Raw genomic sequence first — 12,974 nt, 5'->3', positions numbered from 1 at the left:
AGCATGTCTGGGTTAAGCTTTCGCCCAGCATCAACCGGCACTGTGGCCACGCAATGGCAAGGCGGGAAGCGGCGCGGCGCCGATCAACCCGGCGACGGCGCGTGCCGGGGCCAGATCGAAGGACGGCAGGAAGCGGGCAAAGGGGCTAACGATCGGCGAGGCCGCGAACCTTTGCGGTGCGGGCCAATCAGGCGCCGGACCAGCTTTCCCGACGGCTTCCGGCAGGGCTGGTTCAGCCGCCAATGCCGCGCGCAACAGGCTGGGCGGGGTCTCGCCCCGGCCTACAGCCAGCCGCTTCGCCGCCGCTGCCCCGAATGGCGCGATCAACAATGCACCGCTGGCGTCGTTCAACGTGATTTGGCGGCGGTCATCCCAGATGGCCGCGTCGACCGCCGCCGCTGCCGCCGGCAAGCCCCGCATCTCTCGGTGCAGGAAGATGCCGGCGCGCCGGAAGTCGACCACCGTCCGCGACAATGTGGCGCAAAGAAACCCGGCCTTCAGCCGGGCGAACAACGCCTCGCTGCGAGCCAGGTCCGGCAGGAAGGCAATCCCGCCCGACGTTGCCAGGAGAATGCGCAGCGCGTAGACGGCCGCCCGATCGTCGCCGGCGCCGAGCAGGGCCGGATCGAGCCGGATGAGGCCCACTGCCGGCCGGCTGGCAAAGCGCTCGACCAGGCAGGCGGCCTCCGCGCCAAGACGCGTGCGGGCGCCGGCCTCCTTCGCGGCCAACGCCAGCGCGTCGTTCATGCGCTGTGCGCCGGCCTCCCCGGCAAGGGTTGCGCGCATGCGCGGCCGCTCGAAGGCTTCATCGGCATTGGTCGGGTCCTCGGCCCAGCCGACCTGTTGGCGCCGCAGGAAATCGCGCAACGCATGGCGCCGCACCCCAAGAAGCGGTCGCACGATCCAGTCGCGCCAGTCATGCAAGGTGGCGGGTGCCATGCCGGCAAGGCCCCGTCCCTCGTCGCGGGCCGCATCGTTGCGATCGAGCCGCATCAGCACCGTCTCGGCCTGGTCGTCGGATGTATGTCCGGTCACGATCAGGCCGATGCCTTCCGCCCGCGCGGCGCTGGCCAGCAGCCGGTAGCGCGCCTCGCGCGCTGCCGCCGGGAGGCCGGTCGACGGTTTTTCTCCGGACCAGGCCAGGATACGGTGGGCGATGCCGCGCTCCGCGCAAAGCTTCGCCACGGCCAGTGCCTCATCAGCCGAACCCTGCCGCAAGCCGTGGTCGACGGTTACAGCCAGCAGCCTGGCGGACGGTGCGGTTCGGTCGAGATGCTGTTTGAGAAGAAGAAGGAGCGCAGTCGAGTCGCTGCCGCCCGATACGGCCGCAACAGCGCCGTTGGTAAAATCGATATGCGAAAAAAGTCTCGTCGAAAAATCAGGCCCGGGGTCGAGCATCAATGCATGTCGCCAAAAAGCGGTCCCGGGTTTGGGACTGCGACATCCCTGGGAAAGATCAGCACGCAGCCAATGCCTTCTCCTGCTTGACGCGTTCCTTGAGTGTGCTGGAAATATCGGGATAGCGCTTTCCGACCTCGCTGAAGGTGGCGCAGGCGACATCATGCTGCTTGAGGCCGACCAGCGACACGCCGAGCTTCAACAGCATGTCGGGCGCTTTCTTGGCTTTGGGATAGTCCTTGCTGGCGGCGAGGAAGACTTCCGCCGCATCGCGGTATTTCTGCTGGCCAAGCAGCGATTCGCCCAGCCAGTAATGTGCGTCCGCCGTCTTGGCGTCCTTGGGGAAGCGGGAGATGTGGTCGCGGAAACCCTGTTCGGCGGTGCCGTAGTCGCCCGACAGGATGAACTGGTATGAGTTGCGGTAGAGCTCTTCGGGATTGTTGGTGGCGGGCAGCGCCGCGACCACCGTGCCGCCGGACTTGCCGGCCTTGGCGGGTGCGCCGTTGGCGGGTGCCGTGTCCTGTGCCGGTGCGGTTGCCTGCGTATTGCCGCCGGCATCGATCACATTGCCATTCTTGTCGACGGTGATGGACCCAAAGGTCTTTTCGGGCGCTCCCTTGCCGGGGATCACCTTGCCGGGGTCGCCGTCGGGTGATTCGACAATGACGTCCTCGACCGTCTTGCCGCTTGTGGATTGATCGCCGCCGGGCGCGGCCCCGGCATCAGCCGGCGCCTGGGTTGCCGGGGCCGAGGCCACGTCGGTGTTGCTTCCGGTGGTGGCGTCTGATTTCTTCTGCGCCGGCGGTTGTCCACCTTGCGAGCCGCCTTCCAGCTGCTGGAAGCGGAACTCGTTGTCTTCCTGTTGTTTGCGGATCTGCTCCTGCATTTGCAGGATCTGGAAATTGAGTTCCTCGACCTTGCCGGTCAGCTGCCGCAGCTGGTCCTCGAGCCCGGTCACGCCGGCGCCGCTCGACTGCGCGAGCTGGACCTGATCCTGCTTTTTCTTCTCACCGAAAAGGCTGGGCAACTCAAGTGTCGGCAGATGGAAGGAAAACCCGCTCTCGGTTGATTGCCCCGAACCGCTCGCCAAAGCGGTTACGCCTGATAGGAGCAGCAGCGCAAGCGTGCCGCTCAGAACCGATCTCAAATGCATGTGCCTCTCGCCGTCCAATCGTTAGCTTGTTCGCGCCTTCCAATCGATGTGAGACCAGCCAAGCGCCCTCGGCTCATAGCAGGGCGCGAGACTTCGGCCAAATTTTGTTTCGGGCCTCCGGATATGAAAAAGGCGGCCGGGAGGCCGCCTTTCGCAGAAGTGTGTTGTATTTTTGCCGATCAGGATCCAGCGCCGCTGAGCGTGGTGACGGCGCGGCGGTTCTGCGACCAGCAGGAGATGTCATCGCATACCGCGACCGGACGTTCCTTGCCGTAGGAAATCGTCTTGAGGCGGCTGGCCGAAACACCCTTGGAAACCAGGAAGTCGCGAGTAGCGGCCGCACGGCGGGCACCGAGCGCCAGATTGTATTCGCGCGTGCCGCGTTCGTCGGCATGGCCTTCGACGACGATGGCATATTGCTTGTACTGGTTCAGCCACTGCGCCTGACGCGAAAGCGTCGTCTGCGCGTCGGCCCGGATCGAGGTCGAGTCCGTATCGAAGAAGATGCGGTCGCCGATGTTGACGGTGAAGTCCTGCGCAGAGCCGGGTGTTGCAGCACCCGCGCCATTGAGGCCAAGGTCAGCGGCGCTGTTCGGCGTCTTCTTCGAGGCGCAACCGGCGACGGCGAGCATCGCCACCAGCGCGATCATGACCGGGTTTCTGGTAAGTGCTGCGATACGGCCCATGCCGCCTCTCCTTCGTATTCGAGTGATTTCGTTGATCACCCAGTAACCACGTTTGGGTTAACCGGCATTCAAGAAACACGGTTAAAATTTGGTTTAAACTGCCCGTCCGCAGCCGTTTTGTCATGAGCCACAGTTGGCGCGGACCCTAGGCGGAAATGCGGCCAAAACGCGACGAAGGCGGGAAAAAGGGGCCGAAAACGGCCCCTTTTCAGCTTGTGTGGCAATTCAGTCGAACCTATTCCAGCAACGGCGACCAGGCCGGATCCGAAGCAAAATTCGATGTCGGGATCGGCTGTTCGTTGCGGCCGGTGAGATCGACGGAAACCAGTTTCGGGCCGCCATTGAAGTCACGGAAGAACATCAGCACGCGGCCATTCGGGGCCCAGGTCGGGCCTTCCTGCTGGAAGCCGGACGACAGGATGCGCTCGCCAGAGCCGTCGGTCTTCATGACGCCGATCTGGAATTCGCCGCCGCTCTGCTTGGTGAAGGCGATGAGGTCGCCGCGCGGCGACCATACCGGCGTCGAATAGACGCCGTCGCCGAAGGAGATGCGGGTCTGGCCCGAGCCGTCGGCGCCCATGACGTAGATCTGCGCGCGGCCGCCACGGTCGGAGGTGAACACCACCTTGCTGCCGTCGGGTGAATAGGAGGGGGAGGTGTCGATGGCGGTCGAGTTGGTCAGCCGCGTCGTCGAACGGCTGCGCAGGTCCATGGCGAAGATGTTGGAATTGCCGTCGTCGCGCAGCAGGCTCATGATCACCTTCTGGCCGTCGGGCGAGAAGCGCGGCGCGAACGTCATGCCGGGAAAATTGCCGACCAGTTCGCGCTGCCCGGTCTCGATCTGCAGGAGATAGACCCGCGGCTGGCCGCTTTCATACGACATGTAGGTGATTTCCTGCCGGTTCGGCGAGAAGCGTGGCGTCAGCACGATCGACCGGCCATCCGAAAGGTAGCGGACGTTGGCGCCGTCCTGGTCCATGATGGCGAGGCGCTTCTTGCGCGCGTTCTTGGCGCCGGACTCGTCGATGAACACGACGCGCGTGTCGAAATAGCCCTTCTCCCCGGTCAGCCGCTCATAGATGGCATCGGCGATGATGTGGGCGACGCGGCGCTGATTGGCATCGTTGGCGAAGAACTGCTCGCCGGCCATCTGCTGTCCGGCAAAGGTGTCCCACAGCCGGTACTGGGCGCGGATACGGCCGTCTGCTTCCTTGCTGACGCTGCCAGTGACCAGCGCCTGCGCGTTGATCACCTTCCAGTCGTCGAAGCGGGGGGTTGCGTCCGGATTGGCGATCTTCTCGATGAAGGCGCTCTTGTCGATCGGCGCGAACAGGCCGGAGCGCTTGAGATCAGCGGTGACGATCTGGGAAATCTGGGCGCCAAGCGCATCACCGCCCTGGAAATCCGTGATGGCGATCGGCAGCGGCTCGACATTGCCCTTGTTGACGTTGAGTTCGACGAGCGCCAGCGCCGGCAGCGTGCCGGCAGCGGTCATGCCCATCGCCATCGCGGCAATCATCAGGAGCGGCTTGAGGATTGATTTCATGTCTTCTCGCTTCTCATACTGATTTTCGGATGTCAGGGCCTACAGGCCGAGCATCTCCCTTGGATCGAAGGTGACCCGGATGTCGTTCCAGATATCTTGCTTGCCGGCGGGAACCTGCAGGCCGGCCATGTCGCATTTCTGAACCGCGCGCACCGCACTCTCATCGAACTGCCTGTTGCCGCTCGATGTTTCAACGGAGGGACGGCCGTCGAGCTTGCCTGAGTTGTTCAGATTGAAACGGACGACGACGACGAAATTCTCCGAACCTTCAAGCCCGGCCGGCAAGGTCCAGCAACCGCCCAACTGGCTTTCCAGGGCGCCCTGCTCCGACTTCGACAGCTTCTGGCCTTGATTCTTGTCGCCACCGAGCGACGCCTGCTGGGTCGAGCGCTTGGCGCCGCCGCCGGACGGCTTCTGCTTGTCGAGCAGGGCCGAAATCTCATTGGCGTTGAACTGCTTGTCGTCGGACTTCGGCTTCGACGAGGCTTCCTTGACCGGCTTGTCGGCATCTTTGCGGTCAGGCGCCTTGGCGCTTTCGGCCTGTGCCGGCTGCGGCTTTGGCCGCGCTTCCGGCGCGGGCGCCGAATTCGGCAATTGGGTCTCTTCTGTGGGCGGGTCCTTGGCTATGGCCTCGGCGACGGCATCCGGCTTGACCTCAGGGGTCGGATCGATAGCAGCGGTCTTGTCCTGCGGCGGCGGTGTCGGCGCCGGCTTGGCCGGCGTCTGCTTGGGCTCCGTCTTCTTGACCGGCTCGGGCTTGACCTCTTCCTTGGGCGTCGGCGCTGGCGCCACTTCCGTCGCCGGAATGGGCTTGGGCTTTTCCTGCGGCTTCGGCACGTCCTCGGTCTTCGGGATTTCCTTCGGGGTTGGCGCTGGCGCCGGGGCCGACGTCGTGTCGACGGGTTTCGGCTTGGCTTCCGGCGTTATCGGCTTGTCGGTGTCGACGCTGTTTTCGCCCACCTTCTGCGCATCCCGCACGACGTCGGGACGCTGCGTCGGCAACGGCGCCGGCTTTTCATGCATCACGGCCTTCTTGTCGCCCTGTAGCGTCTGCGCAATGGCTTCCATCGGCACGATATCGACCGCAACCGACTCCACGTCGGCCGACGGAAGCGCGGCCGGCGCCGACAGGGTGAACAAGCCGAAGGCCAGCACCGCCGTGTGCAGGATCACCGATGTGGTGAGGCCGGTCCTCATCGTGCGTCTATTGATCCTGTTCCTGCAGTGAAACCAGGCCGATGTTCTTGTAACCAGCGGCCGAGATGCGAGCCATGACCTTCATGGCCGTGCCATAGTCGGTCGATTTGTCGCCACGAATGAAGATACGCTCTTCATAACCGGTCTTCGAGATCGCCTGCAGTTTGGCCACCAGTTCCTCGATCGGAATCTCGGTTTCCTGCAGGAATATCTTGCCGGTCGCATCGATCGAGACGGTGATCGGCTGGGTGTCGGCATTCATCGCCTTGGCCTGCGTGTCCGGCAGGTCGATCGGCACGCCGACCGTCAGCATCGGCGCAGCGACCATGAAGATGATCAAAAGCACGAGCATGACGTCGACCATCGGCGTGACGTTGATCTCCGACATCAGCGCATGGTGGCGGCCGCGCCGCCGGTGGCCGCGCCCGCCGCGCCCTCCCATGCCTACGGACATACCCATCTCGTTACTCCTCAGGCCTTAGGCGCGACTTTTTCATCGATTTGGCGCGAGAGTATGGCGGAAAACTCATCGGAGAACCCCTCCATGCGCACAGCGATCTTGCTCGCATCCGATGACAGCTTGTTATAGGCGATGACAGCCGGAATAGCGGCGAGCAGGCCGATGGCCGTCGCCAGCAGCGCTTCGGCGATACCGGGCGCGACCACCGCGAGGCTGGTGTTCTTGGAGCCGGCGATGGCCTGGAACGACGTCATGATGCCGATGACGGTGCCGAACAGGCCGATGAAAGGTGCTGCCGATCCGGTCGTGGCAAGGAAGCCGAGGCGTCCCTCCAGCTTCTCCATCTCGCGAGTCAGCGCCAGGTCCATGGCCTTGTCGATGCGGGTCTGCAGGCCGAGCGGCGACTTGGCGCCTTTCTCGAAACTCTTCTTCCATTCACGCATGGCGGCGACGAAAATGGCGCCCATGCCTGTCGTCTTGCGGTCGGCGAGCGTGCGGTAGAGTTCCTCCAGCGACTGCCCGGACCAGAAAACCTGCTCGAAGCGGTTCAGCGCCAGCCGCATGCGGCCATAGGCAACCAGTTTGTCGACGATGATCGCCCAGGTCCATACCGAGGCGCAAAGCAGCCCGATCATGACCAGCTTGACCACCCAGCTGGCCTGCATGAACAAGGCCCAAATCGACAATTGCGCGCCCGGTTCGGCGAGTGCGATATTTTCCATCGTTACGTCCTTAAGATTTTCCGGGCGAAGCTGGCGGCTGGCCCATGGCATCCCTTGTGGTCGGTTCGCACGAAGCTACCGGACACCCCAAACCGTGCCGTTAGCGGCCTTTTCGGGGCAAATATTGGTGAAAGGAAGGCGCTGGATAACGCCAATCTTCGCCAATCTCTTCATGAACCGTTATGGTTAAGGATGGGTTAGTCTGTCAGGCGCGGCGCATTGCCGCGCCCGGGCATCGCAGGCCGGCATCACCTGAATATCAGCGTACCCGAGGCATGAAGGCCGCGACCCATTCCCTGGGGAAGCGCCTCGGCCGGCCGTTCTCGCCGATGATCGCCGCCTCGACCTTGGCCTCGACCAGCACCTCGTCGCCGCGCTTGAGCTGCTGCGCCATGAAGATGCGCGCGCCTGAGATGTCCCGCGTGCGGGTGTCGACGGTCAGTATGTCGTCGATGCGGGCGGGGATGCGGAAGTCGATCTCCATGCGGCGTACCACCCATACGATCTTCTCGCCATGCTTGCCGTCGGCGAGTTCGGTATGATGCACGCCGGTGAGCCTGAGATAATCGGAGCGGCCGCGCTCGAGGAATTCGAGATAGCGCGCGTGATAGACGACGCCTGAGAAATCGGTATCGGCATAATAGACCCGCGCCATCAGCCGGTGGCCGAACTCGGTCAGCGCGCCGGAAAGCCCAGCCAGCAATGCCGCGGATTCACCATGATCGCCCATTGCGCTTCCCTTTTGGATGCCGATGCGGCAGGTATTTTTGGCGCATGAACCCGATGGCACTGTTGACGGCGCGGATCAAGACCCGTGCTGGCGTCGTCGAAGCGTTCAATGGCGAGAAGGCCGAGCCGGACGTGAAGGACGCAATCCGAAGCCTACCCTGAAGTGCCGGTCAGCCGAGGTCGATCTGCAGGATTTCCGGACGCATGCCGAAGCGGATGGGCAAATTGCTGAAGCCGAGCCCGCCCGAGACGATCAGGTTGCGGTCGTTCTCGATGACATGGCCATAGGCATAGCGATTGCCGAACTGCGACGGCACGATAGGCGAATAGCCGAACAGCCGCACCTGCCCGCCATGGGTGTGTCCCGCTAGCGTCAGCGACACGCGCGACGGCACTTTTGGAAAAATGTCTGGTTCGTGCGCCAGCAGGATGACAGGCGCGGGGTCGCTGATTTTAGCCAGCGTGCCGTCGAGATCGTCCAATCGCCTGGGACGCTCGTGCTTCTTTTTCCGCAACAGCGCCAACTGATCGGCGAGGCCGGCGATCCATACGCCATGTCCATCCTTTTCCAGACGCACGACGTCGTTCTCCAGAACCGGGATGCCGACCTTCTCCAATGCCTTGCGCGCGATCGTCGGACCAACTCCGGCACGCTGCGCGAAGCCATCGGCCCACCAGTCGTGATTGCCGAGGATCGACAGCACGCCGAGCGGTGCCTTGAGGCCCGATAGGGCGCCAGCCCATTCCGGCGGCGTCACCCTTTGCGACAACAGGCGAATGCCGGCGATGTAGTCGCCGAGCAGCACGATCAGGTCCGGCTGCAGAGCATTCGCCTCTTCGGCAAGCGAAGCGATCCGCTCCGGCGTCATCCACGGCCGGCAGGCATGGATGTCGGCAAGCGCGACGACGCGAAGCTTCAATCCGGCGGGCCAATGCGGTGGCGTGAGCGCATAGCGCTTCACATGCGTCAGCAGCATCGGTTCGATGCCGACGGCGTAGGCACTGAACGAGGCGACCGACAGGAATGACCCGCCGATGAAGCGCAGGAATCCGCGTCTGGTTATCATTGAGTGACTCCGGCACCTCATTTCGCATGCGCTGATGCCTGTCCCCTCAAAAGCGATCTCGATTTGGGAGGACGACGTGCAAGAGGCAGCGAGCCCGATACAATCCAAGAATACGCCTGCAAGCCGGCGAAGATGAGGAGAATTTGCGCAGGTCCGTTCACTGATGCTTGATCGGCGTGAAAGCCGCGGCGGGCTACTCTTCCTGGAACAAATTGATCTGCTGCTGCGCCAGATCCTTCGGCGCATCGAGGCCGAGATGGCGCCAGGCATTGGCGGTCAGCATGCGTCCGCGCGGCGTGCGCTGGATGAAGCCCTGCTGGATCAGATAGGGTTCGATGATGTCCTCGATGGCGTCGCGCGGCTCGGACAGGCCCGCCGCGATCGTCTCGATACCCACCGGCCCGCCGCCGAAATTGCGCGCGATCATGCTGAGATAGCGGCGGTCGAGCGCGTCCAGGCCGAGCGCGTCGACTTCGAGCCGGGTCAAGGCTTCGTCGGCGATCAGGCGGTCGACATGGCCGTCGCCGGCAACCGAGGCGAAATCGCGCACCCGCCGCAACAGCCGGCCGGCAATGCGCGGCGTGCCGCGCGCGCGCCGCGCGATCTCGAGCGCACCGTCATTGCCGAGCGGCATCTGCAGGATGCGAGCGCCGCGCCGCACGATCTGCTCCAACTCCTCGACGGTGTAGAAATTGAGCCGCACCGGAATGCCGAAGCGGTCGCGCAACGGATTGGTGAGCAGACCGAGCCGCGTGGTGGCTGCCACCAGGGTGAAGCGCGCGAGGTCGATCTTGACCGAGCGCGCCGCAGGTCCCTCGCCGATGATCAGGTCGAGCTGGAAATCCTCCATCGCCGGATAGAGGATTTCCTCCACCGCCGGGTTGAGCCTGTGGATCTCGTCTATGAACAGCACATCGCCTTCTTCGAGATTTGTCAGCAGTGCCGCGAGATCGCCTGCCTTGGCGATGACCGGCCCGGAGGTCGAGCGGAAATTGACGCCGAGCTCACGCGCCATGATCTGCGCCAGCGTCGTCTTGCCCAGCCCCGGCGGTCCCACGAACAGCACATGATCGAGCGCCTCCTTGCGGCCCTTGGCGGCCTCGATGAAGACTTTGAGGTTTGCCCGCACCGCCGCCTGACCGACGAAATCGTCGAGCGTCTGCGGCCGCAACGTCTGCTCGGCGTCCTCGCCACGCTTTTCCGGTGCAATGAGACGGGGGGAAAGGCTCATGGGTCCTTCCTTGCACAGGGTAGCGCCTCGGACAAGCGATGGCTCACCGCGCCAGTTCCCTCAGCCCGAAGCGGATGAGTTTCGACGCATCGGCGCCCTCGCCCGCCGTTTTCAGCGCCGCCGACACCGCATTGGCGGCGGTGTCACGCGAATAGCCGAGGTTGACCAGGGCCGAGACCGCGTCGGTGATCGGCGCCGGCGCTACGCCTTCGCCGAGTTCCTGCTTGAGCCCGATGGTGCCGGTGGCTGTGCCTGCATAGGCCGGCGCCTTGGCCTTCAATTCGGTGACGATGCGCTCGGCCACCTTCTTGCCGACGCCAGGGGCGCGGGAAACCATGGCGATGTCGCGCAGTGCAATGGCATTGGCGAGGTCGGCCGGCGCCAGCGTCGACAGGATGGCCAGCGCCACCTTGGCGCCGACACCCGGCACGTTGCTCATCAGCAACCGAAACCATTCGCGCTCGAGCTGCGACTGGAAACCGTAGAGCCGCAGCATGTCCTCGCGGACATAGGTCTCGATGAACAGCACCACCGCTTCGCCGGGCGAAGGCAGTGCCGCCAGCGTGCGGGTCGAGCAGTAGGCGACGTAGCCGACGCCGTGGATATCGACGAGACAATGGTCTTCGTCGACCTCGTCGAGCGTGCCCTTGAGCTTGCCGATCATCCCCAACAGCCTCTCATGATGCCAATACTGCCAGCCGATAGGCCGCACTCTGCCGGTGATGCGCGTGGCAAATCGCGATGGCCAGCGCGTCGGCGGCGTGTTCGGTGTCGAAGATCGCCTTCGGCAGCAGCACCTTCACCATCATGTGGATCTGCTTCTTGTCACCGTGGCCGACGCCGATCACCGCCTTCTTCACCGCGTTGGGCGCATATTCGGCGACGACGAGGCCCGCCCGCGCCGGGACCAGCATGGCGATGCCGCGCGCCTGGCCGAGCTTCAGCGTCGCAACGGCGTCCTTGTTGACGAAGGTCTGTTCGACGGCGGCCTCATGCGGCATGGCCTGATGCAGGACTTCGGCAAGCCCATCATGCAGTTGACAGAGCCGCGTCGCCAGCGCTGCCTTGTCCTCGGAGCGCACGGTACCCGAAGCGACAAAACGCAAGGAATTGCCGAGGCTCTCGACAATGCCCCAGCCGGTGCGCCTGAGCCCCGGATCGATACCGATGATGCGAATCGCGTCCCCCATCCGGTGACTTTACCCCCGGCGGACAGCGATGCCAGCGAAATGTGAACAAACCAGAAACAACCCTTGCCAATTCAAGGGGAGCGATTGCGGGATCGCTTAATTGCGGGCGAACGCCGTGTTGAGCAGGCTGATCTGGTCCGAAACCGGATTGGGCCGGCGGGCCACGGGCTGCATGTCGACCACCGCGCCGGCGCCGTAGATCTCTTCATCCATGCGGCGCACCAATGCCTGCAGGCGCAGCGATCGGTTAACGAGGTCGAGGAAATCGTTTGGCAGTTCGGCCCAGCCGGCCGCTTCGTCATGGGCGGAAGCGGTATCGAGACGCACCTTGGACTTTTCCGAGGCGACCTGGTCGCGGGTCATCTCGCCGGAATTCGCCGCGCGCTGCAAAAGCAGCCACGAGGCAACCTGCATCAGCCTCGTGGTCAGTCGCATCGATTCGGCCGCGTAGAGCGTGGCCGCCAGCCGCGACAGTTTCTTGGCCTCGGCCCGGCCCTTGCCGTCGAGATACTCCGCCGCCTGTTCGACCAGCCCCATGCCTTCCTGGTAAAGCGGCTTGAAGGAGTACGAAAAAACCCGGCGCTCCGCCAGCTTCACGGTTTTCGCAATGCCCTTCGAAGGCTCGTTCATTGATAATGCCCCTGCACTCGCAACCGGCCGATTCGGCTCTCTGCCGATACACCCGGGACGCTATATAACTGAAGCTTGAAAATGCGCTTCGTCCGGGGTGAAGGCAAGCACATGTTTAACAGAAGGTTAACGGGGAACCGCTGCGCGGAATGCCGCCGGAATGCGGACAAAAAAAGAGCCGCGGATAAGGCGGCTCTCAGGAGTTTAACAGGGAGGCGTCAAACAAAGTGGCTCCAACCACTCGGTAAGAATCCAGATCACTGGATGGACATAGTAAACGCCTGTAAAGCTTAATGAACCCTTAACATCCCTGATATTTTTTAACCCGACACCGTGCTCCTGTGCCGTAACAGCACAGCCGCACAGGCCCGGTTTCAACCTTCCCTCAGGTCTTTTTCCACACCACTGGCAAGGCAATGAAGGCAAACAGCAGAATGCCTGCGTAGAAGCAGATCGAGGATATCCCCAGCAACGGCTCGATCCCCGGATTTCCGGCAAGCAGTATATAAAGGCCGATCATGAGCCCGATGCCGCTGATTGCCGTCAGCCAGAAATGGACCAGGGCCAGCGTCTTTTGCCCGGCTGCTGGAAACAGGTGGTAAAAGAACGCGAAGACCGCCGACATCAGCCAGCCCGCCACCATAGTGTGGGCGTGGGTCGGCATCTGGCCGTGATCTTCGCTGATGGCCATGTGGATGCCGAGTGCCATGCCGCACAGCGCATAGATGATCGCCAGCGTGAAGAAATTCCGTGCTGTCCCTTGCATATTAGTCCCCCGAATTGCCTTTTCCCAAGCTGGGAATGAGTTGATCGCCAGGCGAGCGCTGTCGCCGCCGGAGTTCCAGCGTCGGCACTAGCATCGGCACTGTTTCCGGACGATGTCGCCCCCGACGCTCCCGACATAGCAGAAAATCGGGCGGTGCGTTCATCATATTAGTCGCTCCTTTCGTTAGCCGGCAGTCTGA

At 63.3% G+C, this 12,974-nt stretch carries 14 protein-coding genes; all 14 read right to left on the bottom strand.

All coding sequences use genetic code 11. The features are described 5' to 3' along the window. Positions 1–30: 30 nt before the first annotated feature. Positions 31–1,398, bottom strand: coding sequence for a tRNA lysidine(34) synthetase TilS (gene tilS, locus FJ941_RS22335; protein WP_140508972.1), 1,368 nt, complete (start codon positions 1,396–1,398; stop codon positions 31–33). A gap of 58 nt (positions 1,399–1,456) precedes the next feature. Next, entirely contained in the window at positions 1,457–2,551 is a 1,095-nt protein-coding gene (gene ybgF, locus FJ941_RS22330) for a tol-pal system protein YbgF (protein ID WP_140508970.1), read from the bottom strand. Positions 2,552–2,730: 179 nt separating this feature from the next. Then, complete coding sequence (gene pal, locus FJ941_RS22325; RefSeq protein WP_027141800.1) at positions 2,731–3,237, bottom strand: peptidoglycan-associated lipoprotein Pal; 507 nt, start codon at positions 3,235–3,237, stop codon at positions 2,731–2,733. 235 nt (positions 3,238–3,472) lie between these two features. Next, positions 3,473–4,783: a Tol-Pal system beta propeller repeat protein TolB gene (gene tolB, locus FJ941_RS22320; RefSeq protein WP_140508968.1), complete on the bottom strand. Its 1,311-nt coding sequence runs from the start codon at positions 4,781–4,783 to the stop codon at positions 3,473–3,475. A 39-nt stretch (positions 4,784–4,822) separates the two neighbouring features. Further along, positions 4,823–5,980: a TonB family protein gene (locus FJ941_RS22315; RefSeq protein WP_140508967.1), complete on the bottom strand. Its 1,158-nt coding sequence runs from the start codon at positions 5,978–5,980 to the stop codon at positions 4,823–4,825. A 7-nt stretch (positions 5,981–5,987) separates the two neighbouring features. Further along, complete coding sequence (gene tolR, locus FJ941_RS22310; RefSeq protein WP_027141797.1) at positions 5,988–6,440, bottom strand: protein TolR; 453 nt, start codon at positions 6,438–6,440, stop codon at positions 5,988–5,990. 11 nt (positions 6,441–6,451) lie between these two features. Continuing rightward, positions 6,452–7,162: a protein TolQ gene (gene tolQ, locus FJ941_RS22305; RefSeq protein ID WP_015315267.1), complete on the bottom strand. Its 711-nt coding sequence runs from the start codon at positions 7,160–7,162 to the stop codon at positions 6,452–6,454. 259 nt (positions 7,163–7,421) lie between these two features. Then, on the bottom strand, positions 7,422–7,892 hold the full coding sequence (gene ybgC, locus FJ941_RS22300; RefSeq protein ID WP_140508965.1) for a tol-pal system-associated acyl-CoA thioesterase: 471 nt from the start codon (positions 7,890–7,892) through the stop codon (positions 7,422–7,424). Between the two features lie 169 nt (positions 7,893–8,061). Then, positions 8,062–8,958, bottom strand: coding sequence for a metallophosphoesterase (locus FJ941_RS22295; protein WP_027141795.1), 897 nt, complete (start codon positions 8,956–8,958; stop codon positions 8,062–8,064). Positions 8,959–9,151: 193 nt separating this feature from the next. Next, positions 9,152–10,189 (bottom strand): Holliday junction branch migration DNA helicase RuvB, encoded by a 1,038-nt coding sequence (gene ruvB / locus FJ941_RS22290; RefSeq protein ID WP_027141794.1) that lies wholly within the window; start codon positions 10,187–10,189, stop codon positions 9,152–9,154. A 43-nt stretch (positions 10,190–10,232) separates the two neighbouring features. Beyond that, positions 10,233–10,853, bottom strand: a complete 621-nt coding sequence (ruvA, locus tag FJ941_RS22285; protein ID WP_140508964.1) for a Holliday junction branch migration protein RuvA — start codon at positions 10,851–10,853, stop codon at positions 10,233–10,235. Positions 10,854–10,866: 13 nt separating this feature from the next. After that, positions 10,867–11,379, bottom strand: coding sequence for a crossover junction endodeoxyribonuclease RuvC (ruvC, locus tag FJ941_RS22280; RefSeq protein ID WP_027141790.1), 513 nt, complete (start codon positions 11,377–11,379; stop codon positions 10,867–10,869). A gap of 96 nt (positions 11,380–11,475) precedes the next feature. Continuing rightward, positions 11,476–12,009: a DUF1465 family protein gene (locus tag FJ941_RS22275; protein ID WP_140508962.1), complete on the bottom strand. Its 534-nt coding sequence runs from the start codon at positions 12,007–12,009 to the stop codon at positions 11,476–11,478. 385 nt (positions 12,010–12,394) lie between these two features. Continuing rightward, complete coding sequence (locus FJ941_RS22270) at positions 12,395–12,775, bottom strand: cbb3-type cytochrome c oxidase subunit I (protein ID WP_140508960.1); 381 nt, start codon at positions 12,773–12,775, stop codon at positions 12,395–12,397. Positions 12,776–12,974: the final 199 nt, after the last annotated feature.

Origin of the sequence: Mesorhizobium sp. B2-3-13 (genome assembly GCF_006442195.1) — a bacterium.
Classification (GTDB): Bacteria; Pseudomonadota; Alphaproteobacteria; order Rhizobiales; family Rhizobiaceae; genus Mesorhizobium; species Mesorhizobium salmacidum.
The sequence above is the reverse complement of the archived record's forward strand: the minus strand, read 5'-3'. Positions and strand labels throughout refer to the sequence as shown.